Genomic DNA, 25239 nt, shown 5'->3' on the forward strand with positions numbered 1-25239 from the left:
ATCGCTGGCTCACTGCGTGTGGCCAGCTCCGCCCCTCAAGGGGCAACGCGAGCGGACCGGCGGAGCCGGATCCGCCGCGTTCTGGACCAGAGCCCCGGTGTTCCATACTTTGTTGAAACACGGGGTTGGGCCGGATGGGTTAACGTTCGGGGATGGCTGCTCTTCCTGTTTCTTCCTGGTCCCTGGGCTGGCGCACGCTGTGGCGCGACTGGCGCGCTGGCGAGTTGCGCTTGCTGGTGATTGCCGTGGTGCTGGCCGTGGCGGCCCTGACCGCTGTCGGATTCTTTGCCGACCGCCTGCAGAACGGGCTCAACCGGGATGCGCGGGCGCTCATCGGAGGTGACGCCGTGGTGGCCAGCGACAACCGGCCGTCCGATGCCTTTGCCACCCGCGCGGCGGAGCTGGGACTGCGCAGCGTGCAGACGCTGGGTTTTCCGACCATGGGTCGCGCACCCGACGATCTGGGTGGCGCGGCCCGGCTGGTGGCCCTGAAAGTGGTGGCGCCCGGTTACCCCCTGCGCGGTGTCCTGCGCGTGGCATCCGCACCGGGTGCCCCCGATGCACCGACCCAGGACATTCCCGCGCCCGGCACCGCCTGGGTCGATCAGGCCCTGCTCGTGGCGCTGGACCTGCAGGTGGGCCAGAACCTGCTGCTGGGCGATGCGGCGCTGCGCATCGATCGCATTCTGGTGGTGGAGCCCGACCGTGGCGCGGGCTTCATGACCTTTGCGCCCCGGGTGATGATCCATGACGCGGATCTGCCCGCCACTGGCCTGCTGCAGCCGGCCAGCCGCGTGACCTGGCGACTGGCCGTGGCCGGTGAAGACGCTGCGGTCCGGCGCTGGAGCGATTGGGCCCAGGCCGAGATCGACCAGCCCGAGGTCCGCGGCATGCGCCTCGAATCGCTTGAAGGGGGGCGGCCGGAGATGCAGCAGACCCTGGAGCGGGCCGAGAAATTCCTCAATCTGGTGGCCCTGCTGGCCGCCTTGCTCTCGGCGGTGGCGGTGGCCATTGCGGCCCGCGGCTTCGCCCAGCGCCATCTGGACGACTGCGCGATGCTGCGTGTGCTGGGTCTGTCCCAGGGTGTGATGGCGCGCGCCTATGCCTTTGAGTTCCTCGTGGTCGGCCTGGTGGCCAGTGCGCTGGGCGTCGCCATCGGTTACGGGGTGCACCACGCCTTCGTGGTGTTGCTGTCCGGTCTGGTGGAGTCGGCCTTGCCGCCGCCTTCGGTCTGGCCGGTGTTGCTGGGTCTGGGCATGGGGCTGACGCTGATGGTGGCCTTCGGCCTGCCGCCGGTGCTGCAACTGGCCCGCGTGCCGCCCCTGCGCGTCATCCGCCGCGATGTCGGACAGCTCAAACCCGCCACGCTGGCCGTGCTGGGCCTGGGTATCGCCGGCTTTGCCGGCCTGCTGCTGGTGGCCAGCCGGGACCTGGTGCTCGGTGGGATCGCGGTGGGTGGCTTTGCAGCGGCGGTGGCTGTGTTCGCCCTGGTCAGCTGGCTTTCGGTGCGCTTGCTGCGGGTGAGCGTCAACGAGACCACCGCGCCCCGTGCGTTGGTGCTGGCCACCCGCCAGTTCTCGGCACGTCCCGTCTTCGCCGTGGTGCAGATCAGTGCCCTGGCCGTGGGCCTGCTGGCTCTGGTGCTGCTGGTGCTGTTGCGCACCGACCTGATCGCCAGCTGGCGCAACGCGACGCCGCCCGATGCGCCAGACCGCTTCGTCATCAACATCCAGCCCGAGCAGGGCGATGCCTTCCGTCAGACGCTGGCACAGGCCGGCGTCGAGCGCTACGACTGGTTTCCCATGATCCGGGGCCGACTGGTCACTGTCAATGGTCAGGCGGTGCAGCCCGAGCAGTACGCCACCGACCGGGCGCAACGGCTGGTCGAGCGCGAGTTCAACCTCTCGCACACCGCCGAGAAGCCCGCACACAACACCGTGAGCGCCGGTCGCTGGACCGACGATGAGGCCGATGGGCTGAGTGTCGAGGACGGTCTGGCCGAGGAACTCGGTCTCCAGCTTGGGGACCGCCTCGGCTTCGATATCTCTGGCCAGATCGTCGAGCGGCGCATCACCAGCCTGCGCAAGGTGGACTGGGGCTCGATGCGGGTCAACTTCTTCGTGATCTTCCCGGTCTCGTCCCTGCCGGAGGTGCCCGTCACCTACATCAGCGCCTTCCGGGCGCCAGCGGGCGATCTCCGCTTTGACAACGCGCTGGTGCGCCAGTACCCCAACATCACCAACGTGGACATGAGCCAGACGATTGGTCAGGTGCAGCGCGTGCTGGGACAGGTGATCCGTGCGGTGGAGTTCCTGTTCGGCTTTGCATTGGCCGCCGGCCTGGTCGTGCTGTTGGCCACCATCACCGCCACCCGCGGTGAGCGCGAGCGAGAGTTTGCGGTGCTGCGCGCGGTGGGCGCCGGCTCGGTGCTGCTGCGGCGCGTGCAACGCATCGAACTGCTGGGCGTGGGCCTGCTGGCCGGTTTTCTGGCCTCGGTGGTGGCGGTGGTCGTCGGCTGGGCCCTGGCGAAATACGCCTTCCAGTTCAGCTGGCAGCCGCCCCTGCTCGTCCCGCTGGCGGGGTCGCTGGCAGGTGGTCTGCTGGCACTGGGTGCCGGCTGGTGGACCTTGCGCGGTATCCTGCGGACGCCCGTTGTCGATACCCTGCGAAAGGCCAGTGCCTGATGACCATGGAACCACCCACAAAGCCGTCCACCCCCTTCGATTGGATCGGGGGAGAACCCCGGGTGCGGGCGCTGGTCGACCGTTTCTACGACCTGATGGACATCGAACCAGGCTACCGGGAGTTGCGTGCAGCCCACGGCAGCCTGTTGGACGATGCGCGCGACAAGCTGTTCTGGTTTCTGTGCGGCTGGCTGGGCGGTCCGTCGCACTACGAAGACCGGTTCGGCCATCCCCGGCTGCGCATGCGCCACATGCCCTTTGCCATTGGCATCCTTGAACGCGACCAGTGGCTGGCCTGCATGGACCAGGCCATGGGCGAGACGGGGGTGCCCGAGGACTTGCGGGCACGGCTGCGCGAGAGTTTCTTTCGCACCGCCGACTGGATGCGCAACACCCCGGGATCCTGAGCCTCAGCGGCCGACCGGCCGCAGCAGCACCACCAGCGCGCCGGCACCGCCCTCGGCCGGCCGGGCCTGCACAAAGGCCATGACCTCGTTCTTCTGCACCAGCCAGCGCTGCACGCGCCCCTTGAGCACCGGGGTGCGACCGGGCGAGCCCAGGCCTTTGCCGTGCACCACGCGCACACAGCGCAGGCCCATCTGGTGACAGTCGCGGATGAACTGTCCCAAGGCTTCGCGGGCCTGATCGGTGCGCAGGCCATGCAGATCGATCTGGCGCTGGATGCTCCAGTGCCCCTCCCGCAGCTTGCGCATGACGTCGTCACCCAGACCCGGCCGACGGAAACTCAGGTGTTCGTCGGTATGCAGCAGTGTCTCGACGTCAAACTCGTCCGACAGGGCTTCCTGCATCACGGCCTGCTCGTCGCGCTGGCGCTGCACCGGCCGGGGCGGGACGGCAGGTGGACGGTGGTGCACCCGCCGCTGGTCGTTCAGGGGCCGCACGGGGCCCACCGTCAATTCGAAAAGCCTGCGCTGGCGCTCCTCTCGCTGGGCACGCTCGCGCTCTGCCGCCGCCTGTGCGGCAGCCGCCTCGGCACGGGCGCGCAACTCGCGCCTCAACTCACCCAGATCGGCCAGCGCATGAACCTTCATGCCCCGCATTGTCCCGCAGCCTGCAAGACCGTGCGGTCCGACCCGGCAAGTTCACACCAGTCCCATTTCCGCCATCGAGGCGGCCTCGGTCCGCGTGACAATGAAATGGTCCAGTACCCGCACGTCCACCAGGGACAGCGCGGCCTTGAGCGATTGGGTCAGGGTCTCGTCGGCGCGGGACGGCCGGGCCGTCCCGCTGGGGTGGTTGTGGGCCAGCACCACGGCCGCCGCGTGGTGGTGCAGGGCACGCAACACCACCTCCCGCGGGTAGACGCTGGTCTGGGTCAGGGTGCCGCGAAACAGCTCTTCCAGCACGATCAGGCGGTTCTGGCTGTCCAGGAACAGCACGCAGAACACCTCGTGCTCCCGTGCGCCCAGCTGAAGCTGCAGGTAGTGACGGACAGCGGCGGGGCTGTCGAACAGAGGCTGCTCGCGCAACTCCTGCACCAGGGCGCGGCGCGAGAGCTCCAGCACGGCCGACAGCTCGGCCCGCTTGGCCGGCCCCAGGCCCTTGACACTGCGCAACACCTCCGGGGAGGCATGCAAGAGGCCCCCGACACCACCGAGACGCTCGAGCACTTCGGCGGCCAGCTGCATCACGCCCTTGCCTTGCAGGCCGGTGCGCAGCAGCAAGGCCACCAGCTCGGTGTCGCTGAGTGTGCCTGCGCCGCGCGCGAGCAGCTTTTCGCGCGGTCGCGCGTCGGCCGGCAGGCCCCTCACACCTGGCCGTGTGGATGCTTCCATGGTCTTTTCCTCCCTGTCTGGCCCGCTTTTTACAATAGCGGCTTGGGGTCTTGACGCCCCCTCATCCCCCAGCTTGATGACGAAAGGCCGCTGCTGGCCCGCCATCTCACCGGAAACACGCATGTCCCAAGTCCAAGAAGGCTCCTTTCTGACCCTGCATTACCGCCTGTCCGGCCCCGATGGCCAGGTGGTGATCAACACCTTCGAGGGGCAACCGGCCACGCTGAGCATCGGCGGAGGGCAGCTCTCGCCCGCCATCGAGCAGCGCCTGCTGGGGCTGGCTGAAGGGGTGCACACCACCATCGAGCTGGCCGCCGGCGAGGCCTTCGGTGAACGCCAGCCCGACATGCTGCAATGGGTGGCGCGCAAGCTGCTGAACGAACTGGGTGATCCGCATGAGCAGTACGCCGTGGGTGATGTGGTGCAGTTCCCCACACCCGACGGGCTGGGCAGCTACGCGGGCGCCGTTCGGGAAGTGCGCGAGGATGGTGCGGTGCTGTTCGACTTCAACCACCCGCTGGCCGGCCAGCCGGTGACCTTTGAAGTGCAGCTGATCGGAGTCCTGTGATGTCTGAGATCCTTCTGGCAGAGCCGCGAGGCTTCTGCGCCGGCGTGGACCGGGCCATCGAGATCGTGGAGCGGGCGCTGGCCAAGTTCGGCCGGCCCATCTATGTGCGTCACGAGATCGTGCATAACACCTATGTGGTCAACGACCTCAAGGCCAAGGGTGCCATCTTCATCGAGGAGCTGGACGAGGTGCCACCGGGGGCGACCCTGGTGTTTTCGGCCCACGGCGTCAGCAAGGCCGTCCAGGACGAGGCCGAGCGCCGTGGGTTCCGCATCTTCGACGCGACCTGTCCGCTGGTGACCAAGGTGCATGTGGAGGTGGCCAAGTTGCACCGCGAGGGCTACGAGTTCATCATGATCGGCCACAAGGGTCATCCGGAGGTCGAGGGGACCATGGGTCAGCTCGACAGCGGCATCCACCTGGTCGAGGACGAGGCCGACGTGGCGCGCGTTCAGCTGACGCAGACCGAGAAGCTCGCGGTGGTCACCCAGACGACGCTCAGTGTGGACGATGCCGCGGGCATCCTGGCGGCCGTCAAGGCGCGCTTTCCACAGGTGCGAGAGCCCAAACAGCAGGATATCTGCTACGCCACCCAGAACCGCCAGGATGCGGTCAAGCTGCTGAGTCCGCAGGTCGACATCGTGATCGTGGTGGGCAGTCCGACCAGTTCAAACAGCAACCGCCTGCGTGAGGTGGCCCTCAAGCTGGGCACCCCGTCGTACATGGTGGACAACGCCGATGAACTGCGCCCGGAGTGGTTCGAGGGCAAGACCCGCGTGGGCCTGACCGCCGGGGCTTCCGCGCCCGACATCCTGGTGCAGCAGGTGATCGATCGCCTGCGCGAACTCGGGGCCATCGCCGTGCGGCGCATGGAGGGCCTGACCGAGACCGTCAAGTTTCCGCTGCCCAAGGGCCTGAAGCTTGACGACGATGCGTCGGTCAGCCACCTGCATTGAACCAGTCACACCGGACGCGCCGCGAACCTGCCCGGGCGCGAGCCAAACCTACAATCGACCCATGCTAGACATCCTTCAACTCCGCAAAGACCTGGACGCCGTGGTGGCGCGCCTGGAAACCCGCAAGCAGCCCCAGCCCTTCCTGGATGTGAACGCCTTCCAGGCCCTGGAGCACGAGCGCAAGGCCCTGCAGACGCGCACCGAGAGCCTGCAGGCCCAGCGAAACAGCCTGTCCAAGCAGATCGGCATGCTCAAGGGCAAAGGCCAGCACGCCGAGGCGGAGGCCGTGATGGCCCAGGTGGGCGAGATGAAGGCCGAACTGGAAGCCTCCGCCGCGCGTCTGGACGTGATCCAGACCGAGTTGCAGACCCTGTTGCTGGCCGTGCCCAACCTGCCGCATGAGAGCGTGCCGGTGGGGGCGGGCGAGGAGGGCAACGTGATGGTGCGCCAGTGGAGTCCTGACGGCAAAGGGCCGCGCACGTTCGACTTCGAGGTTCGTGACCATGTGGACATCGGCGAGAAGCTGGGCCTGGATTTCGACACCGGCACCAAGCTGGCCGGCTCCCGCTTCACCTTCATGCGCGGCCCCATTGCCCGCCTGCACCGCGCGCTGGCCCAGTTCATGCTGGACACGCAGACCCAGCAGCACGGCTACACCGAGTGCTACACGCCCTACATCGTCAACGCCGACACGCTGCGCGGCACCGGCCAGTTGCCCAAGTTCGAGGCCGACCTGTTCGCGGCCAACAAGGGTGGCCAGGAGGGTGCGGACGAGAACCAGGCGCTGTACCTGATCCCGACCAGCGAGGTGACGCTGACCAACGTGGTGCGTGACACCGTGCTGGCCGAAGCCGACCTGCCCATCAAGCTGACGGCCCACACGCCGTGCTTCCGTTCTGAAGCCGGCAGCGCCGGCCGCGACACGCGCGGCATGATCCGCCAGCATCAGTTCGACAAGGTCGAGATGGTGCAGATCGTGCATCCCGAGAAGAGCTACGAAGCGCTGGAAGAGATGACCCGCCACGCGGAGGCCATCCTGCAGAAGCTGGGCCTGCCCTACCGCGTGATGAGCCTGTGCACCGGCGACATGGGTTTCGGTGCCAGCAAGACCTATGACCTGGAGGTCTGGGTGCCGGCGCAGGGCACCTACCGCGAGATCAGCTCGGTCTCCAACTGCGAGGCCTTCCAGGCACGCCGCCTGCAAGCGCGCTTCAAGAACGCACAGGGCAAGAACGAGCTGGTCCACACCCTCAACGGGTCCGGCCTGGCCGTGGGCCGCGCGCTGGTGGCGGTGCTGGAGAACTGCCAGAACGCCGATGGCAGCGTGACGGTGCCCGAAGTGCTGCGCCCCTATCTGGGTGGCGCGGAGCGCCTGTCGGCCGTCTGAGCGAGGTGGCTGCGCTGATCGAACAGCCACTGTTTGAAGGCCTGCGCGGCGGGTGAAAGGTGCTTGCCGCGCGGGTAGACCACATACCAGTGGCGCATCAGCGGAAAGCCTTTCACATCCAGTTGCACCAGCTCGCCCAGCGCGAGCTCGGACACCACGGTGCTGGCCGAGACCACGGCCACGCCCAGGCCACCGGCCACCACCTGCTTGATGGCTTCGTGGCTGCTGACCTCCAGCCGGGGGGTGATCGTCACGCCCTGCTCGGCAAAGTAGCGTTCGCTCGTCAGCCGGGTGCCTGAACCGGCTTCCCGAAGGATGAAAGGCTCCTTGGCCAGACGCTGGGGTGCAATCCGGCGCTGGCTGGCCAACGGGTGTCCGGGGGGTGCCACCAGCACCAGCGGGTTGTCGGCAAAGGGCTCGCAGACCACATCCATGTGCTCGGGCGGCTGGCCCATGATGTAGAGGTCGTCCTGGTTGCTGCCCAGGCGCTGCAGCAGGTTCTCGCGGTTGCCCACCTGCATGGCCACGTCAATGCCAGGGTGGGCGACGCAGAAGCTGCCCAGCAGCTTGGGCACCGTGTACTTGACCGTGGTCAGGATGGCCACGCGCAGGCTGCCCCGTTCCACGCCCTGCAGCATCGCCAGGTCCTGTGACAGGCGTTCCATCCGGTTTTCGATGTCCTCGCACGCCTGCGCCAGGGTCTGGCCGGCGGCCGTCAGGAAGATCTTCTTGCCCAGCTGCTCGAACAGTGGCTGCCCTACCGTCTCCGACAGTTGTTTGACCTGCAGCGACAGCGTGGGTGGCGACAGGTGCATGGCGGCGGCAGCACGCGCGAAACTGCCATGCCGTGCCACCGACAGGAAGATGCGCAACTGGTGCAGGGTGGCGTGACGAAGGTTCATGCAGCCTCTTTTATAGATTTATAAAAGTCTAACGTAATCGTCAAAACAATTGACTTTTATTTATTTCACTAAGGACCAAGAATCGGCTCCATTCCATCCACATCCAAGGAGCACAGCCGATGGCCACGAAAACCTACAACGCGGGCGTCAAGGAGTACCGCAGCACCTACTGGGAACCCCACTACACGCCCAAGGACACCGACGTCCTCGCGTGTTTCAAGATCACCCCACAGCCTGGCGTGGACCGCGAGGAAGTCGCCGCCGCCGTGGCGGCCGAATCGTCCACCGGCACCTGGACCACGGTCTGGACCGACCTGCTGACCGACCTGGACTACTACAAGGGCCGCGCCTACCGCATCGAGGACGTGCCCGGCGACGACACCTGCTTCTACGCCTTCGTGGCCTACCCGATCGATCTGTTCGAGGAAGGCTCGGTGGTCAACGTGCTGACCTCGCTGGTGGGCAACGTGTTCGGCTTCAAGGCCCTGCGCGCCCTGCGCCTGGAAGACGTGCGCTTCCCCATCGCCTACATCAAGACCTGCGGCGGCCCGCCCCACGGCATCCAGGTCGAGCGGGACATCATGAACAAGTACGGCCGCCCGCTGCTGGGCTGCACCATCAAGCCCAAGCTGGGCTTGTCGGCCAAGAACTACGGCCGCGCCGTATACGAATGCCTGCGCGGCGGCCTGGACTTCACCAAGGACGACGAGAACGTCAACTCGCAGCCCTTCATGCGCTGGCGCCAGCGTTTCGACTTCGTGCAGGAAGCCATCGAGAAGGCCGAGCGCGAGACCGGCGAACGCAAGGGCCACTACCTGAACGTGACCGCGCCCACGCCGGAGGAGATGTACAAGCGCGCCGAGTACGCCAAGGAAATCGGCTCGCCGATCATCATGCACGACTACCTGACCGGTGGCCTGTGCGCCAACACCGGCCTGGCCAACTGGTGCCGCGACAACGGCATGCTGCTGCACATCCACCGCGCCATGCACGCCGTGCTCGACCGCAACCCGCACCACGGCATCCACTTCCGTGTGCTGACCAAGGTGCTGCGCCTGTCCGGCGGTGACCACCTGCACTCTGGCACCGTGGTGGGCAAGCTCGAGGGCGACCGTGCGTCGACCCTGGGCTGGATCGACCTGATGCGCGACAGTTTCATCAAGGAAGACCGCAGCCGCGGCATCTTCTTCGACCAGGACTTCGGCTCCATGCCCGGCGTCATGCCGGTGGCCTCGGGCGGCATCCACGTCTGGCACATGCCTGCGCTGGTCAACATCTTCGGCGACGACTCGGTGCTGCAGTTCGGCGGCGGCACGCTGGGCCACCCCTGGGGCAACGCCGCCGGCGCCGCCGCCAACCGCGTGGCGCTGGAGGCCTGCGTCAAGGCGCGCAACGAAGGGGTGGCGGTGGAGAAGGAGGGCAAGGCCGTGCTGACCGAAGCCGCCCAGCACTCACCCGAGCTTCGGATCGCCATGGAGACCTGGAAAGAGATCAAGTTCGAGTTCGACACAGTGGACAAGCTCGACCTGGCCCACAAGTAAGCCCCTGTCGATTTCGATCCATGACTTTGTCGCCAAGCCTTGCCGTGCCTTCAGCACTGTCTGCGGCTTTGCTTCGCGTCCTGAATCGAACTTGACCGGTTCGGACGCTGTTTCATTTTTCTGAGGACACACACCATGAGCATGCAGGATTACCACAGCCGCCTCTCCGACCCCGCCAGCCGCAAGTTCGAGACCTTCTCGTACCTGCCGGCCATGACGAAGGACGAGATCCGCAAACAGGTCGAGTACCTGGTGAAGAAGGGGCTGAACCCGGCCATCGAGCACACCGAGCCGCAGTACCTGATGGACTCGTACTGGTACATGTGGAAGCTGCCCATGTTCGGCGAGACCGATGTCGACAGGGTGCTGGCCGAATGCGAAGCCTGCCGCCAGGCCAACCCGGACAACCATGTGCGCCTGATCGGCTACGACAACTTTTCGCAGTCGCAAGGCGCCAGCATGGTGATCTACCGCGGAAAGACCGTCTGAGGGAGGAGGGGCCATGAGCGACACACTGGATGCCTACCGCGTCGCCGCGCAGCCTTACTACCGCCCCGTCGCCGACGAGGTCGAGCTGTTCGAGGCAGCGTATTCGGTGCGCATGCCCATGATGCTCAAGGGCCCTACCGGCTGCGGCAAGACCCGCTTTGTCGAGTACATGGCGTGGAAGCTCCGCAAGCCGCTGATCACCGTGGCCTGCAACGAGGACATGACGGCGAGCGATCTGGTCGGCCGCTTCCTGCTGGATGCCAACGGCACGCGCTGGCAGGACGGCCCGCTGGCCACCGCTGCGCGCCACGGCGCCATCTGTTACCTCGATGAAGTCGTCGAGGCACGGCAGGATACGACCGTGGTCATCCACCCGCTGACCGACAACCGCCGCGTGCTGCCACTGGAGAAGAAGGGCGAACTGATCAAGGCCCACCCGGACTTCCAGATCATCATTTCCTACAACCCGGGCTACCAGAGCCTGATGAAGGACCTCAAGCAGTCCACCAAGCAGCGCTTCGGCGCGCTGGATTTCAACTACCCCGAACACGCCGTGGAGGCCGAGATCGTGGCGCACGAAACCGGTGTCGCCCTGGACGTGGCGGACAAGCTGGTCGGCATTGCCGAACGTGCGCGCAACCTCAAGGGCCACGGTCTGGACGAAGGTATCTCCACCCGCATGCTGATCTACGCAGGCAGCCTGATCGCCCAGGGTGTGGCCGCGCAGGCCGCCTGCCGCGTCGCCCTGGTGCGCCCGATCACCGACGACCCGGACATGCGCGACGCGCTGGACGCTGCGGTTGCGACCTTCTTCTGAGTCACCCAGATCCCCCATGAGCGTTCACCTGAACGACCACACCGAGTGGACCGGGCAGCTTGCGCCGGCCTCGCGCGAGCTGCTGGAGCACAGCTGGTCCGACGCCACCAAGGTGTTTTCGGCGCGGGGTCTGGACAACTACGTCAAGGGCGCCGCTGCGCTGCGCGGTCTGGGCCGCGGCGACGAGCTGGTCAATGCCTGGATCGACAGTGCGCCGCAGGTGGCGAAGGAGGTGGGCGAAGACGTGGTGGGCGAACTCGCCACCACCGCGCTCATGCTCGCGTCCAAGACTTCGGGCGCAGTGATCGAGCTGGTGCTGGCCACCGCACCCACGGCGGCACGCCGCCTGGCCGACGGTGGGCTGTTCCTGCAGTACCTGCAGTTCGTGGGCACGCTCGTCGCGCAGGCGCCGCGTGGGCTGCGGCCCATGCTGGGCCAGCTCGATGCGCTGTTCGGCCAGCTCACGCTCGGCGGCCTGCGCCGCTGGGCCACCTGGGGAGCGCAGGCGCACCGCACGAACTACGAGGAACAGATCGCCTACTTCGGCCTGCAGTCCAAAGAGTCGCAGGCCATGCTGCAGAAGGAGCGCAAGGGCACGCTGCTGGTGGATGTGCAACGGCGGATCAACATGTACTTGCGCGCCCTGTGGGGACGCGACTTCTTCATGCGGCCCACGGCGGGCGACTACGAGAGCCGTGAAGGCTACCGCCCCTTTATCGAGGACTTCTTTCTGCACCTGCCCGACGCCTACGACGCGGTCGAGGGCAACACAGGCACCGTGCACGCCACCGAGCTCTACCGCGCCGCCGCCGCCCACGCCGCCGCGCACGTGGTGTTCACCCGCCAGCCGATCTCGGCCGAGTCGCTGAACCCCTGGCAGATGGCACTGATCGGGCTGGTGGAGGACGCGCGGGTCGAGGCGTTGACGCTGGCGAGGTTCCCCGGCATGCGGGCACTCTGGGCGCAGTTGCACACCGCGCAGGCCACGCAGCAGGGCACAGCGGGCGACTGGCTGAACCGCCTGGCGCGCGCGCTGCTCGACCCGGCCTATGACGACACGCATCCTTGGATCGTCCAGGGCTGCGCACTGCTGACCGAAGCCCTGCCGCGCATCCAGTCCGATCCGCACGATAACAGCGTGTCCTGGGACATCGGCGTGCAGCTGGCGCACAGCTACCGCGAGCTCACGCAAGGCCCAGCCTTCCAGCCGCGTACTGATGGGCAGACGGCCGCCTATCGCGACGACAACCGCTACTTCTGGGCCTTCGACGGGTTCGACTTCGAGCGCTCCATCGCCGCCGGCTACGAGCCGCCGCAACAAGTGCGCAAACAGGTCAACCTGATGGAGTTCGTCAACGAGCTGGAGGTGGAGGGCGCCGGCGACGACGCGCAGGAGATCTGGGTGCTGGGCACCGAGCTGTTTCCCTACGAAGATCTGGGCGTGTCTTTCAACGAGAGCGAGGGCCGCGAACCGGTGCTGCCGCCGGTGCACTACGGCGAGTGGGACCACCTGATCCAGCTTGAACGCCCGGTCTGGGCCACGGTGCAGGAACGTCGCCCCAAGGCCGGAGACCCGGCGGTCATCGACGGCATTCTGGCCGAACACCGGCGCCTGATCGGCCGCATGAAATACATCCTGGACGCGATGCAGCCGCAGGGCGTGCAGCGCATCCGCAAGCTGGAAGACGGCGACGAGATCGACCTCAACGCCGCGTTGGCCTCGCTGACCGACCTGCGCATGGGCCGTCAGCCCGACCCGCGCATCATGATGCGCAGCGTGCGCAAGACGCGCGACATCTCGGTGCTCGTCCTGCTCGACCTTTCCCAATCGACCAACGACAAGGTGGTCGGGCAGGAGCACACGGTGCTCGACCTCACGCGCTCGGCCTGCGCGCTGCTGGCCGATGCGATCCAGAAGGTGGGCGACCCGTTCGCCATCCACGGCTTCTGCTCCGATGGCCGGCACGATGTGAACTACTGGCGCTTCAAGGACTTCGATCAGCCCTACGACGAGGTGGCCAAGGCACGCCTGGCGGGCATGGAGGGGCAGCTCTCCACCCGCATGGGCGCGGCCATCCGCCACGCAACGGCCGCGCTGAAGGCGCAGCGCAGCAGCAAGAAGCTGCTGCTGGTCATCACCGACGGCGAACCTGCCGACGTGGACGTGCGCGACCCGCAGTACCTGCGCCAGGACACCAAGAAGTCGGTGGAGGAGGCCGGGCGCCACGGCGTGATGACCTACTGCATGAGCCTGGACCCGCGCGCCGACCAGTATGTGCGCCGCATCTTCGGCGAGCGGAACTACCTGGTGGTGGACAAGGTGGAACGGCTGCCGGAAAAGCTGCCGGTTCTGTACGCCGGTTTGACGCGCTGAACAGGCCCCTCACGGGCGTTCATGCTGCCCGACAGCCACCGGCGCCCAGTCCAGCGACGCGGCCATCGGCCGCTGGGCGGATGCCGGCAGGCACGGGCCAAGCGGTCAGTGAGCGGTTGAATTGCTCGAAATCACCGCTTTTCGCGCGTCCATGCGGCCAGAAAATCCATAAGATGGCGCGGATATGCCCATGGCTGACTCACCAACCGCCTGTGATCGTCTGATGTCCCGACTGTGCTGTCTTGCATCAGCAGCGCCTTGGGGCTTTGGCCTTGGGCGTGCGCTGGTGTGTCTGGCCGTCGCGCTGATCTCGATGGCTGTGCAGGCCGAGCCGCGCACGGTGCGGGTGGGCATCTACGAGAACCCGCCCAAGATCCAGGCGGGCCCACAGGGCCAGCCCAGCGGCATCCTGGGCGACCTGCTGGCGGAAGTGGCCCGACAGGAACAGTGGACCCTCGTGCCGGTGGGGTGCGACTGGGAAGAATGCCTGCGGCTGCTGGAGACCGGGGCCATCGACCTGCTGCCCGACGTCGCCTACAACGAGGAGCGCGCCAAGCGCTTCGATTTCCACCGCATTCCCGCGCTGCCAAGCTGGTCCCTGCTGTACCGGCGCCCTGATGTGACCCTGCAGTCGGTGCTTGACCTGAACCACAAGCGCGTGGCGGTGCTGGATGGGTCCGTTCAGCAGAGCCATCTCGCAGGAATGCTGAGCAGTTTCGGTCTGGACGCCGAGCTGCTGCCTGCCAAGACCTTTGAAGAAGCGTTTGCGATGGTGGTCAGCGGGCAGGCCGATGCCGTGGCCGCCAACAGCTATTCGGGCGACCTGGCCGCCAGCGACTACGGACTGGAGTCCTCCGCCGTGGTGTTTCAGCCCAGCAAACTGTTCTATGCCACCGGCAAGGGGCAGGGCGCCGACCTGCTGGCCGCCATCGACGCCTTGCTGGAGGCCTGGCAGGCCGATGCCGACTCCTTCTATTTCCAGACGCTGGCGCGCTGGGGCCAGCAGGGCACGCAGACGCGCGTGCCTGTCGCCTTCTGGTGGGGGCTGGCGGCGGTGGTGGGGCTGCTGGTGCTGGCGGTGGGGTTTGTGGCCCTCTTGCGGCGCGAGGTGGCCCGGCAGACGCGGGCGCTGCGCGAGAGCGAAGAACGCCTGCGCCTGGCCCTGGCCGCTGCATCGCAGGGTCTGTACGACCTGGACCTGCAGACGGGTCAGGCACAGGTCAGCCCCGAGTACGCGACCATGCTGGGCTTTGACCCGAAGACCTTCACGCTGACCTTCACCCGCTGGCTGGAGTACCTGCACCCCGACGACAGGCCGCTCGTCAAGTGCGTGTTTGATGACTACGTGGCCGGTCGCCGGGCCGATTACCGGGTCGAGTTCCGCCAGCGCACCCATGACGGTCGCTGGAAATGGGTTCTGTCGATGGGCAAGATCCAGTCCCGGGATGCCGACGGTCGGCCCCTGCGCATGCTGGGTACCCATACCGACATCGACGCCACCAAGGTCGCGCAGGCCGCGCTGCAGGAGCTCAACGCGTCCCTGGAAAGCCGGGTGGCCGCACGCACCGCCGAACTCACCGCCGCCAACCAGGAGCTCGACAGCTTTGTGTACGCTGTCTCCCACGACCTGCGCGCGCCCCTGCGCGCCATGATGGGGTTTTCCGGCTTGCTGGAGGAAGATCTGGGGCCCGGCCTGCCCCCCGCGGCCAAAGGCCATCTCGATCACATCGTGCAGGCCGGGCGCAAGATGAGCGCCCTGATTGAAGGGCTGCTGATGCTCTCGCGCAGTGCGCGGGACGCCTTGCAACTTCATCGGGTGGATGTGTCGGCCCTGGCGCGGGCCCGCCTGGCCGAACTGGCCGCTGCCGAACCTGCCCGTTCAGTGGCGGTGACCGTCGAAGATGGCCTGGTGTTCCAGGGCGACGAACGCTTGCTGGCCAGCGTGGTGGACAACCTGCTGGACAACGCCTGGAAATACACCGGCCACACCTCCCAGGCCTCCATCCGGGTGCAGGCTTGCGAAGAGCCGGGCTACCGCGGTTTCAGCGTCATCGACAACGGCGCCGGCTTTGACATGGCGCACAGCATGCGCCTGTTCAAGGCCTTCCAGCGCCTGCACCGGCAGGATGAGTTTCCCGGCATCGGCATCGGGCTGGCCACGGTGCAGCGCGTGGTGCAGCGGCATGGCGGCCACGTCACGGCCACGGCCGAGCCGGGCAAGGGCGCGGTGTTCTCGGTCTGGCTGCCCGTGGTCATGCCGACCTCGTCCGACTGACCGCGCGACGGTGTCAGGCGCCGCACGCCGGGCCGGCTGCCCGGCGGAGTCCTGACCATGGGTTGCCGTGGCTCATGAGGCGAGGGTGTTGGCCGGCGGCAACTGCAGCAACGGGCCGTATTTCTCGGCCAGGAACGTCTCTGCCCGCTCCAGCATGAAGTAGCGAAACGCCTCGGCCGCCGGCGACAGCAGTTTGGACAGGGTGTGCACCACGTTCCATCCACGAACGATGGGGGTGCCCTCCACGTCCAGGCGCGCGATCAGGCCGTGCTCCAGTTCCAGCCCGATGGTGTGCAGCGAGAGAAAGCTGATGCCCATGCCCGCCATGACGGCCTGCTTGATGGTCTCGTTGCTGGTCATCTCCATGACCACGCGCGGCTCCATGCGCGACTTCTCCAGAAACTTTTCCAGTGCGGCCCGCGTGCCTGATCCCCGTTCGCGCAGGATGAAGCCGTAGGGCCGCAGCGACTCCACGGTGGGGTGCCCGATGTTGAGCAGCGGGTGGTCGGTGGCGGCCACGAAAACATGTGGGTGGGCGGCAAAGGGCTCCGCGCGGGTGGCCAGTTCGGTGGGAGGCCGTCCCATCACCGCAATGTCCACCTCGTTGCCCTGCAGCATCCTCACCAACTGCTCCCGGTTGCCGACCGCCAGGCGGATGTCCACGCCTTCATGCTCCCGCTTGAACTCCGCCAGCAGTCGGGGCAGGAAGTACTTGGCGGTGCTCACCATCCCGATCGTCAACTGCCCCACCTCCACCCGCTGCAGGCGGGCCGCCGCATCCTCGGCGTCCTTGAGCGTGGCCAGCATCTTGCGGGCGTAGACCAGCATGTATTCGCCCGCCGTGGTCAGTGCCACACGGCGCCCGTTGCGCTCGAACAGCGGCAGACCCACGTGACCTTCCAGTTCCTTGACCTGCATGGTCACCGCCGGGGGGGTCAGGTGGAGCACCTCGGCTGCCCGGGCAAAGCTCAGCTGCCGGGCCACCTCGGAAAACACCCGCAGCTGTCGGAAGGTGGCGTTCTTCATTAAGTAAAAACTGAATCTAGAAACAAGATATTGTGAATTTACCTTATTTCAGTGCCTGCTTATAGTTGATTCAACCCGAAGCCCTCGGGACCTCCCGGAGTGCGAACAGCCCCATGCTTGAAGCCCTGATCTTTGATGTCGACGGCACCCTGGCCGATACCGAGCAAGTTCACCTGGCCGCTTTCAACCACGCGTTTGCTCAGGAAGGAATGGGCTGGCACTGGGACCTGCCCCTGTACACCCGGCTGCTCGAAATCTCTGGGGGCAAGGAGCGCATGCTGCACTGGTGGCGAGAGGTCCAGCCGGACCTGCAGGAACTCAGCGGCGGCGCTGTGCAGGCCGTTATCGACCGTCTGCACGAGGTCAAGACCGCTTACTACGAGCAGGCCGTGGCCGATGGCGCGGTCAACCTGCGCCCGGGCGTGCTCCCGCTCATGGATCAGGCCCGCCGTCAGGGCCTGCAGCTGGCGATTGCCACCACCACCTCGCCGGTCAATATCGCTGCCCTGCTGCGCAAGGCCATCGGCGAAGACTGGCGTCTGAACTTCCTGGCCATCGGTGACGCCAGCAACGCCCCCATGAAAAAGCCCCACCCGCAGGTGTACCTGAAGGTGTTGGCGGACATGCAGCGCACGGCCGCCCAATGCCTGGCCTTCGAGGACTCGTCCAATGGCCTTAAGGCCGCCATGGCCGCAGGCCTGGCCACCGTCATCACCCCGAACGATTTCACCGCTCACCACGACTTCCAGGGAGCGCTTCGGGTGGTGCCCGACCTCGGACATGTCTCGGTGGCCCAACTGCGGGACTGGCACGCCAGGGCGCGCATCAGCGATTGAACTTCAGAGAGCCTTCACCATGACCACACGCCGCCGTTTTACCCTGACCCAGTACCTGATTGAGCAGCGCCGCCGCTTTCCGGGCGCCAGCGGTGACTTCAATGCCCTGCTGCTCGATGTCGCGCTGGCCTGCAAGGCGATTGCCCGCTCGGTGGCACAGGGGGAACTGGGCAACGTGCTCAGCCATGTCGATCAAGAGGTGGCCACCGCTGTCAATGTGCAAGGCGAGGAACAGAAGCGCCTGGACGTGATCAGCAACGCCTACTTCACCGAGATGACCGAGTGGGGAGGTCACCTGGCCGGCATGGCGTCCGAAGAGATGGACCAGCCCTACCAGATTCCGGCACCGCACCAGCGCGGCAAGTACCTGCTGGTGTTCGATCCGCTCGACGGCTCCAGCAATCTGGACGTCAACGTCACGGTGGGCAGCATCTTCAGCATCCTGCGGGCGCCGCAGGATGCGATCGACAGTGGACGTGACGTGGTGGAGGCCGACTTCCTGCAGCCTGGAACGCAACAGCTGGCCGCCGGCTACGCGCTGTATGGCCCGACCACGATGCTGGTGCTCACCGTGGGCAATGGCGTGGCTGGTTTCACGCTCGATCCCAATCTGGGCCAGTTCATGCTCACACACCCTGACATCCAGGTGCCGCAAGAGACGCAGGAGTTCGCCATCAATGCGTCCAACAGCCGTTTCTGGGAGGCACCCATCAAGCGCTATGTGGACGAATGTCTGGCCGGCAGGACCGGCCCGCGCGGCAAGGACTTCAACATGCGCTGGATCGCCTCCATGGTGGCAGAGGCGCACCGCATCCTGATGCGCGGTGGCGTTTTCATGTACCCGAAAGACACCAAGGATCCTGCCAAGGCCGGCCGCCTGCGCCTGCTCTACGAAGCCAACCCGGTGGGGATGCTCATTGAGCAGGCGGGCGGTCGCGCCAGCACCGGACGCGAGCCGGTGCTGCAAGCCTTGCCCACCACGCTGCACCAGCGCATCGGTCTGGTGTTCGGCAGCAAGAGCGAGGTCGAGCGCATCGAGCGCTACCACCGAGAACCCGTGGCCTACAAGGACGACAGCCCGCTGTTTGCCGAGCGCTCGCTCTTTCGTGCCTGACAAGCATCTGCATTGATCGGAGACCCCCATGTCGGAGAGACACCCCATCATCGCCATCACCGGTTCGTCTGGTGCCGGCACATCCACGGTGACACGCACCTTTCAGAACATCTTCCGTCGTGAAGAGGTCACGGCCGCGGTGATCGAGGGCGACAGCTTCCACCGCCTCGACCGCAAGAGCATGAAGATCCGCATGGCCGAGGAGGAGGCCAGGGGCAACCGCCACTTCAGCCACTTCGGGGCCGAAGGCAACCTGTTCGAGGACATCGAGAGCCTGTTTCGCCAGTACGCCACCGACGGGACCGGCAAGTGCCGCAAGTACCTGCACAACGCCGACGAGGCCGCGCCCTATGGCCAGGAACCCGGCACCTTCACGCCCTGGGAGGACATTCCCGCCGGCACCGATCTGCTGTTCTACGAGGGCCTGCACGGCGCGGTGAAGACCGAGACGGTCGACATTGCCCGCTACCCGGATCTGCTGATCGGCGTCGTGCCCTCGATCAACCTGGAGTGGATCCAGAAGCTCATCCGCGACAAGACCCAGCGCGGCTACAGCCAGGAGGCGGTGGTCGACACCATCCTGCGCCGCATGCCCGACTACGTGAACTACATCGTCCCGCAGTTCGGCCTGACGCATGTGAACTTCCAGCGTGTCCCGGTGGTGGACACGTCCAACCCGTTCATCGCCCGCGACATCCCGACCGCCGATGAAAGCATGGTGGTGATCCGGTTTGCCAAGCCCAAGGGCATCGACTTCCAGTACCTGCTGAACATGATCAACGGTTCATGGATGAGCCGCGCCAACACCATCGTGGTGCCCGGCGGCAAGATGGAACTGGCCATGCAGCTGATCTTCACGCCCTTCATCTGGCGGATGATGGAGCGGAAAAAGCGGGCACTTGGTCTGGGTTGAAAAGAACAAGGAGACACACCATGCAGAACCCGACCCCTGAATTCGCCCGCCATATGGCCAACGCCATCCGCATGCTCGCCGTGGACGCCGTGGAAAAGGCCAAGAGTGGTCATCCCGGCGCGCCCATGGGCATGGCCGACATCGCCGAGGTGCTGTGGAACCGGCACCTCAAGCACAACCCGGCCAATCCGCACTGGCCGGACCGCGACCGGTTCGTGCTGTCCAATGGTCACGGGTCAATGCTGATCTATGCGCTGCTGCACCTGACGGGCTACGACCTCCCGATGGAGGAGCTGAAGAACTTCCGCCAGCTGCACAGCAAGACCGCGGGCCACCCCGAGGTGGGCATCACTCCCGGCGTGGAAACCACCACCGGCCCGCTGGGGCAGGGCATCAGCAACGCGGTGGGCATGGCGCTGGCCGAGAAGCTGCTGGCGCAGGAATTCAACCGCGAGGACGAAGACGCCACACACCACATCGTCGACCACTTCACCTACGTGTTCCTGGGCGATGGCTGCATGATGGAGGGCATCAGCCACGAGGCCTGCGCGCTGGCCGGGACGCTGCGCCTGTCCAAGCTGATCGCCTTCTACGACGACAACGGCATCTCGATCGACGGTCATGTGGAAGGCTGGTTCACCGACGACACCCCCAAGCGCTTCGAGGCCTATGGCTGGCATGTGATCCCGAATGTGGATGGCCACGACCCGGCCGCTGTGGAAGCGGCGCTGCTGGCGGCGAAGAAGCAAGCGCAGCAGGCCGATGGTCAACCGACACTGATCTGCTGCAAGACGGTGATCGGCATGGGGTCGCCCAACAAGGCGGGTACACATGACGTGCATGGCGCGGCCCTGGGGCCGGCCGAAGTGGCGGCCACCCGAGAAGCCCTGGGTTGGACCGCGGCGCCCTTCGAAATTCCAACCGACGTGGGTGCCGCGTGGAACGCCAAGGACAAGGGTGCTGCCGCCGAGGCCGAATGGCGTCGGCGCTTCGAAGCCTACCGCAGTCAGTACCCGCTGGAGGCCGCCGAGTTCGAGCGCCGGATGGCGGGCAACCTCTTGCCCGATCTCGCGACCCGGCTTCCCGAGCTGCTGGCCAACATCTCCTCGCGTGCCGAGCCGGTGGCCACGCGCAAAGCCAGTCAGAATGCGCTGGATCTGTTGGCCCCGCTGGTGCCCGAGTTCTTTGGCGGCAGCGCCGACCTGACCGGCTCCAACCTCACCAACTTCAAAGGTTGTGTGAAAGCCGGCCGCGATGCCTGGGGCAACCACCTGAGCTACGGCGTGCGCGAATTCGGCATGGCCGCCATCATGAATGGCATCGCCCTGCACGGAGGCTACATCCCCTACGGCGGCACCTTCCTGACCTTCAGCGACTACAGCCGCAACGCCATCCGCATGGCCGCACTGATGAAGTTGCGCGTCATTCACGTCCTCACCCACGACTCCATCGGTCTGGGGGAAGACGGTCCGACGCACCAGTCGGTCGAACATGTGCCCAGTCTGCGCCTGATTCCTCAGCTCGACGTCTGGCGTCCGGCCGATGGCTTGGAAACGGCTGTGGCCTGGTCCTGCGCTGTGGAGCGCCGCGACGGCCCTAGCGCCCTGTGCCTGTCGCGCCAGAACCTGCCGCGGATCACCGAACGCATCAGCGCTGGCCAGATCCGGCGCGGGGGCTACATCCTGTCAGAGATCGAGGATCCCCAAGCGGTTATCTTGGCCACCGGCTCCGAGGTGGAAATCGCCCTGCAGGCGCAAGCCACCCTGGCGGCCGAAGGGGTGCGCACCCGCGTGGTGTCCATGCCCAGCACCAGCGTGTTCGATCGCCAGCCACAGGCCTATCAGGACCTGGTGCTGCCCCTGTCGCTGCCTGTGGTCGCGGTGGAGGCGGCGCACCCGGACTTCTGGCGCAAGTACGTCGGTCGCACCGGTGTGGTGATCGGCATCGCCAGCTTCGGCGAGTCGGCCCCGGCCAAGGACCTGTACCGCCATTTCGGCATCACACCGACCCGTGTGGCGGATGCGGCACGAACCCTGGTGCACCGCGCCACCCAGCGGCGACAGGCGCCATTGCCCGAGCACATCATCCCGGCGAGCAACTGACGTGAGTGCCCGCATGCCCTTTGATCTGGTGCTGTTCGATCTCGATGGGACCCTCATCGAGACCGCGCCCGAGATCGCCGATGCGGTCAACGACACCCTGGCCAGGTTTCAGCTGCCTGCCGTCAGCCAGCAGCAGGTCAATGACTGGATCGGTCACGGCACACGGGAGTTGTTGATCCAGGCGCTGGCCTTCACCGGCAACACCCCGGCCGAGACGGTGCGCCACGCCGACAGTTTCCGCCTCATCGAGGCCGAGTTCTCGGTGTTCTATGCGCGCCGCTGCGGCACCCGAAGCCGCCTCTACCCCCGTGTGCGGGAGACCCTGCAGGCCCTGCGCGCCAGCGGGGTGAAGCTGGCGGTGGTGACCAACAAGGAAGGGCGATACACCGAGACGGTGCTGCGGTCGCACGACCTGCTGCCCCTGTTCGATCGCATCATCAGTGGCGACACGCTGCCGGTGAAGAAGCCCGATCCGGCCGGCATCCACGACTGCATGCAGCGCTTCGGTGTGGCACGCGAACGCACCCTGTTCGTGGGTGACTCCAGCATCGACGTGGCCACCGCCCGCAACGCGGGTGTCACGGTCTGGGCCTTGCCCTATGGCTACAACATGGGTCAGCCGATCGAGGCCTGTGGGGCCGACCGGGTGATCCCGGATTTCTCGGCGTTGAGCACCTCTTGATTCCCAACCACCAGAGAGACATCCATGGCCCTCATCTCCTTGCGCCAACTGCTCGACCATGCCGCTGAGCATCACTACGGACTGCCGGCGTTCAATGTCAACAACATGGAACAGGTGCAGGCCATCATGCAGGCCGCCGATTCGGTCGACAGCCCGGTCATCCTGCAGGGCTCCGCCGGAGCACGCTCCTACGCGGGCGAGCCCTTCCTGCGCCACCTGATCGCCGCCGCCATCGAGATGTACCCCCACATCCCCGTGTGTATGCACCAGGACCATGGCGCCACGCCGGGCGTGTGTTTCCGCTCGATTCAGTCGGGCTTCAGCTCGGTGATGATGGACGGTAGCCTGCTGGCTGATGGCAAGACGCCGGCGAGCTACGAGTACAACGTCGCCACCACCAAGCAGGTGGTCGATCTGGCCCATGCCTGCGGCGTGTCGGTCGAGGGTGAACTGGGCTGTCTGGGCTCGCTGGAAACCGGCAAGGCTGGCGAGGAGGATGGCCATGGCGCCGAAGGCGAGCTGGACCATTCCATGCTGCTGACCGATCCCGACGAGGCGGCCGACTTCGTCACCAAGACCCAGGTGGACGCGCTGGCGATTGCGATCGGGACCAGCCACGGCGCCTACAAGTTCACCCAGAAGCCCACCGGCAAGGTGCTGCGCATCGACCGCGTGCGCGAGATCCACCAGCGCATCCCCAACGTCCATCTGGTGATGCACGGCAGCTCCAGCGTGCCCGAGGACTGGCTGGCGATCATCAACCAGTACGGTGGCGACATGGGCCAGACCTACGGCGTGCCGGTGGAGGAGATCGTTGAAGGCATCCGCAACGGCGTGCGCAAGGTCAACATCGACACCGACCTGCGCATGGCCAGCACCGGTGCCATCCGCAAGCACCTGGCCGAAGACCGCAAGAACTTCGACCCGCGCAAGTTCTACAAGGAAGCGACCAAGGCCATGCAGGCGATCTGCGCCGCGCGCTACGAGGCCTTCGGCTCGGCCGGCATGGCCAGCAGGATCACCAAGGTCCACAGCCTGGAGGCGATGCAGAGGCGTTACGACAAGGGCGAACTGCTGGCCCGGGTGGCCTGAGTTTCCACGGTAACCCACACGACAGCGTCGGGCCGCTCGTCTGCGCTAGATTCGGGGTCAAACCACCTCACGATCTGGCCGATGTCTTCTTTGTTCTTCTCGATCCTGTCATCTCTTGCGACCGGACGCCACCCGCGTCTGCCGCAGTGATGGTGGCCTGGCTCCGCAAGCAGCTGGCCAACTGGCGCGGCCACCTGCTCACCCTGCTGATGGTGGCGGCGGTGGTGATCACGGTGCAGTGGTGGCAGACCCGCGACGTGCCTCCCGGGCCCCTGCCCGATGTGCCGCTGACGGTTCTCATGCCCGATGGCTCCCGATCCGAGGCAACCCTCAGGTCGCTGAGTGAGCGCCATGCCGGCTCACCGGTCGCACTGCATGTGTGGGCCGAGTGGTGCCCGATCTGCAAGGCCGAGGAGGGCACGATCACTTCCCTGGCCCGTGACTGGCCGGTGATCACGGTGGCCATGCAGTCCGGTGATGCCGCCAAGGTGGCGGCCGAGCTTCGGCAGCGCCACCTGCCCTGGGTGACCGCGGTGGATCCCCGCGGTGATGTCAGCCGGCAGCTCGGATTTCGCGCTGTACCGGCGTTTGCCGTGATCGATGCCGATGGCCGGCTGCGTCTGCCCGCCGTGGGCTACACCACTTCGCTGGGCATGCGCCTGCGCTTGTGGTGGATTCGTCTGGCTGGCTGATTCCCGCCTTACAGGAGTATCTGCATGGAGATGTTGAAGTTCGGGTCCGTGTCCGTCTGGCTGGGTGAGAAATCCGGCAAGTACCCCGACGGCAACCAGGTGATCGTGCAGGGATCGTCCGAGCGCGTGGCGTTCGACACGCCCCAGGTGGCTTTGCACATCGGCGCACCCCTGCTGGAGGTGGATCGGGTGATCCTGGGGCATGTGCACGAGGACCACATAGTCGCGCTGCACGCCCTGCCGCATGCCCAGGTGCAGGTCCATGAGGCCGATCTGGCCGCCGCGCAGTCGTGGGAGGGCCTGGCTCGGCACTATGGCTACCCACCCGACGTCCTCGAATCCGTGCGCCAGATGATCGTGCGCGACTTTGCCTACCACCCGCGTCCGGATGCCACCGCCTACCGGGATGGCGACACCTGGGACCTGGGCGGGGGCGTGACCATCCGGGCACACCACCTGCCGGGTCACACGTCCGGACACAGCGCCCTGGTTGTGGAGAGCGAGGGCGTGGCCTTTATCGGCGACATCGATCTGACCGGCTTCGGTCCCTACTATGGTGATGCCACCTCCGATCTGGCCCTGTTCCGTCGCAGCCTCCAGGCAGTCCGTGAGCTGGATGCCCGCGTCTGGGTCACCTCCCACCACCGGGGTGTCGTGACGGACCGCCAAGCCTTTGTCGAAGCCCTGGAGCGTTTCGCGGCCAGAATCGATGAGCGCAGCGAGCGATTGCTGGCCTACCTGCGCGACGGACCGCAGTCGCTGGACCAGCTGGTTGATCGCCGCTTGCTGTATCCCCCCGGCTTCGATCTGCCCTACGTGGTGTGCGCGGAGCGTCGCAGCATCCAGCTTCACCTGGACGAGCTGATCGCGCAGGGGCTTGTGCGCGAGACAGGCGACGGCACCTACCGCCATGGGGCCTGAGGGTCCTTCCGGGTTTCCGGTCTTGTCCCCAGGTGCGTGGCGGCTTACACTGGTCATATGTTGACCACTGAC

The 25239-nt window shown here is 66.3% G+C and carries 22 protein-coding genes; 18 read left to right on the plus strand and 4 right to left on the minus strand.

Features of this window, described 5'->3' with window-relative positions:
- Positions 1–152 precede the first annotated feature (152 nt).
- Both ACFQNJ_RS04620 and ACFQNJ_RS04625 read left to right on the plus strand, forming a co-directional pair.
- The gene (locus tag ACFQNJ_RS04620; protein WP_382254248.1) at positions 153–2684 is read left to right on the plus strand and encodes an ABC transporter permease; all 2532 of its coding nucleotides are present in this window, start codon (positions 153–155) and stop codon (positions 2682–2684) included.
- The gene (locus ACFQNJ_RS04625; RefSeq protein WP_382254251.1) at positions 2684–3091 is read left to right on the plus strand and encodes a group II truncated hemoglobin; all 408 of its coding nucleotides are present in this window, start codon (positions 2684–2686) and stop codon (positions 3089–3091) included. The genes ACFQNJ_RS04620 and ACFQNJ_RS04625 overlap by 1 nt, the downstream gene beginning before the upstream one ends.
- Positions 3092–3094: 3 nt before the next feature.
- On the opposite strand, the gene ACFQNJ_RS04630 is transcribed toward ACFQNJ_RS04625, so the two are convergent.
- On the minus strand, positions 3095–3745 hold the full coding sequence (locus ACFQNJ_RS04630; protein WP_382254253.1) for a Smr/MutS family protein: 651 nt from the start codon (positions 3743–3745) through the stop codon (positions 3095–3097).
- Between the two features lie 42 nt (positions 3746–3787).
- Positions 3788–4480, minus strand: a complete 693-nt coding sequence (gene radC, locus ACFQNJ_RS04635; RefSeq protein WP_382254256.1) for a RadC family protein — start codon at positions 4478–4480, stop codon at positions 3788–3790.
- A 121-nt stretch (positions 4481–4601) separates the two neighbouring features.
- Here radC and ACFQNJ_RS04640 point away from each other — a divergent pair, with 121 nt between their 5' ends.
- The 3 genes from ACFQNJ_RS04640 to serS all read left to right on the plus strand — a co-directional run bounded on the left by ACFQNJ_RS04640 (position 4602) and on the right by serS (position 7391).
- Positions 4602–5048: an FKBP-type peptidyl-prolyl cis-trans isomerase gene (locus tag ACFQNJ_RS04640; protein ID WP_382254258.1), complete on the plus strand. Its 447-nt coding sequence runs from the start codon at positions 4602–4604 to the stop codon at positions 5046–5048.
- Positions 5048–6004 carry a 4-hydroxy-3-methylbut-2-enyl diphosphate reductase gene (gene ispH, locus ACFQNJ_RS04645; protein ID WP_382254261.1) on the plus strand — a complete coding sequence of 319 codons (957 nt, stop codon included), beginning with the start codon at positions 5048–5050 and terminating at the stop codon, positions 6002–6004. Before ACFQNJ_RS04640 ends, ispH begins: the two co-directional genes overlap by 1 nt.
- Positions 6005–6065: 61 nt before the next feature.
- Complete coding sequence (gene serS / locus ACFQNJ_RS04650; RefSeq protein WP_382254264.1) at positions 6066–7391, plus strand: serine--tRNA ligase; 1326 nt, start codon at positions 6066–6068, stop codon at positions 7389–7391.
- Here the strand turns inward: serS and ACFQNJ_RS04655 are convergent.
- Positions 7355–8293: a LysR family transcriptional regulator gene (locus tag ACFQNJ_RS04655; RefSeq protein ID WP_382254267.1), complete on the minus strand. Its 939-nt coding sequence runs from the start codon at positions 8291–8293 to the stop codon at positions 7355–7357. The two genes, serS and ACFQNJ_RS04655, sit on opposite strands and share 37 nt — an antisense overlap.
- Before the next feature lie 119 nt (positions 8294–8412).
- Between ACFQNJ_RS04655 and ACFQNJ_RS04660 the strand changes: the two genes are divergently transcribed.
- The 5 genes from ACFQNJ_RS04660 to ACFQNJ_RS04680 all read left to right on the plus strand — a co-directional run bounded on the left by ACFQNJ_RS04660 (position 8413) and on the right by ACFQNJ_RS04680 (position 15789).
- Positions 8413–9834, plus strand: coding sequence for a form I ribulose bisphosphate carboxylase large subunit (locus tag ACFQNJ_RS04660; protein ID WP_382254270.1), 1422 nt, complete (start codon positions 8413–8415; stop codon positions 9832–9834).
- A 135-nt stretch (positions 9835–9969) separates the two neighbouring features.
- A complete protein-coding gene (locus tag ACFQNJ_RS04665; RefSeq protein ID WP_382254273.1) occupies positions 9970–10323 on the plus strand; it encodes a ribulose bisphosphate carboxylase small subunit in 354 nt (117 codons plus the stop codon).
- A gap of 13 nt (positions 10324–10336) precedes the next feature.
- Entirely contained in the window at positions 10337–11140 is an 804-nt protein-coding gene (locus ACFQNJ_RS04670; protein ID WP_382254276.1) for a CbbQ/NirQ/NorQ/GpvN family protein, read from the plus strand.
- 16 nt (positions 11141–11156) lie between these two features.
- On the plus strand, positions 11157–13514 hold the full coding sequence (locus ACFQNJ_RS04675) for a nitric oxide reductase activation protein NorD (protein ID WP_382254278.1): 2358 nt from the start codon (positions 11157–11159) through the stop codon (positions 13512–13514).
- A gap of 190 nt (positions 13515–13704) precedes the next feature.
- A complete protein-coding gene (locus tag ACFQNJ_RS04680) occupies positions 13705–15789 on the plus strand; it encodes an ATP-binding protein (RefSeq protein ID WP_382254281.1) in 2085 nt (694 codons plus the stop codon).
- A 72-nt stretch (positions 15790–15861) separates the two neighbouring features.
- Here the strand turns inward: ACFQNJ_RS04680 and ACFQNJ_RS04685 are convergent, their stop codons facing one another.
- Complete coding sequence (locus ACFQNJ_RS04685; RefSeq protein WP_382254284.1) at positions 15862–16815, minus strand: LysR family transcriptional regulator; 954 nt, start codon at positions 16813–16815, stop codon at positions 15862–15864.
- 113 nt (positions 16816–16928) lie between these two features.
- Here ACFQNJ_RS04685 and ACFQNJ_RS04690 point away from each other — a divergent pair, with 113 nt between their 5' ends.
- The 8 genes from ACFQNJ_RS04690 (at position 16929) to ACFQNJ_RS04725 (ending at position 25167) form a co-directional block, all read left to right on the plus strand.
- Positions 16929–17651 (plus strand): HAD-IA family hydrolase, encoded by a 723-nt coding sequence (locus tag ACFQNJ_RS04690; protein ID WP_382254286.1) that lies wholly within the window; start codon positions 16929–16931, stop codon positions 17649–17651.
- A 19-nt stretch (positions 17652–17670) separates the two neighbouring features.
- Positions 17671–18765, plus strand: coding sequence for a class 1 fructose-bisphosphatase (locus ACFQNJ_RS04695; RefSeq protein ID WP_382254288.1), 1095 nt, complete (start codon positions 17671–17673; stop codon positions 18763–18765).
- A 28-nt stretch (positions 18766–18793) separates the two neighbouring features.
- Positions 18794–19678 carry a phosphoribulokinase gene (locus tag ACFQNJ_RS04700; protein ID WP_382254291.1) on the plus strand — a complete coding sequence of 295 codons (885 nt, stop codon included), beginning with the start codon at positions 18794–18796 and terminating at the stop codon, positions 19676–19678.
- Positions 19679–19698: 20 nt separating this feature from the next.
- Positions 19699–21780, plus strand: coding sequence for a transketolase (gene tkt, locus ACFQNJ_RS04705; protein WP_382254293.1), 2082 nt, complete (start codon positions 19699–19701; stop codon positions 21778–21780).
- A 13-nt stretch (positions 21781–21793) separates the two neighbouring features.
- Complete coding sequence (locus ACFQNJ_RS04710; protein WP_382254296.1) at positions 21794–22462, plus strand: HAD family hydrolase; 669 nt, start codon at positions 21794–21796, stop codon at positions 22460–22462.
- 24 nt (positions 22463–22486) lie between these two features.
- Positions 22487–23554, plus strand: a complete 1068-nt coding sequence (fba, locus tag ACFQNJ_RS04715) for a class II fructose-bisphosphate aldolase (RefSeq protein ID WP_382254299.1) — start codon at positions 22487–22489, stop codon at positions 23552–23554.
- Between the two features lie 149 nt (positions 23555–23703).
- Positions 23704–24246 carry a redoxin family protein gene (locus tag ACFQNJ_RS04720; protein ID WP_382254302.1) on the plus strand — a complete coding sequence of 181 codons (543 nt, stop codon included), beginning with the start codon at positions 23704–23706 and terminating at the stop codon, positions 24244–24246.
- A 24-nt stretch (positions 24247–24270) separates the two neighbouring features.
- Positions 24271–25167 carry an MBL fold metallo-hydrolase gene (locus ACFQNJ_RS04725; protein ID WP_382254305.1) on the plus strand — a complete coding sequence of 299 codons (897 nt, stop codon included), beginning with the start codon at positions 24271–24273 and terminating at the stop codon, positions 25165–25167.
- Positions 25168–25239 lie beyond the last annotated feature (72 nt).

The organism is Hydrogenophaga bisanensis (genome assembly GCF_042665135.1).
Classification (GTDB): domain Bacteria; phylum Pseudomonadota; class Gammaproteobacteria; order Burkholderiales; family Burkholderiaceae_C; genus Hydrogenophaga; species Hydrogenophaga bisanensis.

Bases quoted from the DNA above. Each gene is read 5' to 3' on its own strand.
- ACFQNJ_RS04620 (WP_382254248.1), top strand. From the start codon at position 153: ATGGCTGCTCTTCCTGTTTCTTCCTGGTCCCTGGGCTGGCGCACGCTG.
- ACFQNJ_RS04625 (WP_382254251.1), top strand. From the start codon at position 2,684: ATGACCATGGAACCACCCACAAAGCCGTCCACCCCCTTCGATTGGATC.
- ACFQNJ_RS04630 (WP_382254253.1), bottom strand. From the start codon at position 3,745: ATGCGGGGCATGAAGGTTCATGCGCTGGCCGATCTGGGTGAGTTGAGG.
- radC (WP_382254256.1), bottom strand. From the start codon at position 4,480: ATGGAAGCATCCACACGGCCAGGTGTGAGGGGCCTGCCGGCCGACGCG.
- ACFQNJ_RS04640 (WP_382254258.1), top strand. From the start codon at position 4,602: ATGTCCCAAGTCCAAGAAGGCTCCTTTCTGACCCTGCATTACCGCCTG.
- ispH (WP_382254261.1), top strand. From the start codon at position 5,048: ATGTCTGAGATCCTTCTGGCAGAGCCGCGAGGCTTCTGCGCCGGCGTG.
- serS (WP_382254264.1), top strand. From the start codon at position 6,066: ATGCTAGACATCCTTCAACTCCGCAAAGACCTGGACGCCGTGGTGGCG.
- ACFQNJ_RS04655 (WP_382254267.1), bottom strand. From the start codon at position 8,293: ATGAACCTTCGTCACGCCACCCTGCACCAGTTGCGCATCTTCCTGTCG.
- ACFQNJ_RS04660 (WP_382254270.1), top strand. From the start codon at position 8,413: ATGGCCACGAAAACCTACAACGCGGGCGTCAAGGAGTACCGCAGCACC.
- ACFQNJ_RS04665 (WP_382254273.1), top strand. From the start codon at position 9,970: ATGAGCATGCAGGATTACCACAGCCGCCTCTCCGACCCCGCCAGCCGC.
- ACFQNJ_RS04670 (WP_382254276.1), top strand. From the start codon at position 10,337: ATGAGCGACACACTGGATGCCTACCGCGTCGCCGCGCAGCCTTACTAC.
- ACFQNJ_RS04675 (WP_382254278.1), top strand. From the start codon at position 11,157: ATGAGCGTTCACCTGAACGACCACACCGAGTGGACCGGGCAGCTTGCG.
- ACFQNJ_RS04680 (WP_382254281.1), top strand. From the start codon at position 13,705: ATGGCTGACTCACCAACCGCCTGTGATCGTCTGATGTCCCGACTGTGC.
- ACFQNJ_RS04685 (WP_382254284.1), bottom strand. From the start codon at position 16,815: ATGAAGAACGCCACCTTCCGACAGCTGCGGGTGTTTTCCGAGGTGGCC.
- ACFQNJ_RS04690 (WP_382254286.1), top strand. From the start codon at position 16,929: ATGCTTGAAGCCCTGATCTTTGATGTCGACGGCACCCTGGCCGATACC.
- ACFQNJ_RS04695 (WP_382254288.1), top strand. From the start codon at position 17,671: ATGACCACACGCCGCCGTTTTACCCTGACCCAGTACCTGATTGAGCAG.
- ACFQNJ_RS04700 (WP_382254291.1), top strand. From the start codon at position 18,794: ATGTCGGAGAGACACCCCATCATCGCCATCACCGGTTCGTCTGGTGCC.
- tkt (WP_382254293.1), top strand. From the start codon at position 19,699: ATGCAGAACCCGACCCCTGAATTCGCCCGCCATATGGCCAACGCCATC.
- ACFQNJ_RS04710 (WP_382254296.1), top strand. From the start codon at position 21,794: ATGCCCTTTGATCTGGTGCTGTTCGATCTCGATGGGACCCTCATCGAG.
- fba (WP_382254299.1), top strand. From the start codon at position 22,487: ATGGCCCTCATCTCCTTGCGCCAACTGCTCGACCATGCCGCTGAGCAT.
- ACFQNJ_RS04720 (WP_382254302.1), top strand. From the start codon at position 23,704: ATGGTGGCCTGGCTCCGCAAGCAGCTGGCCAACTGGCGCGGCCACCTG.
- ACFQNJ_RS04725 (WP_382254305.1), top strand. From the start codon at position 24,271: ATGGAGATGTTGAAGTTCGGGTCCGTGTCCGTCTGGCTGGGTGAGAAA.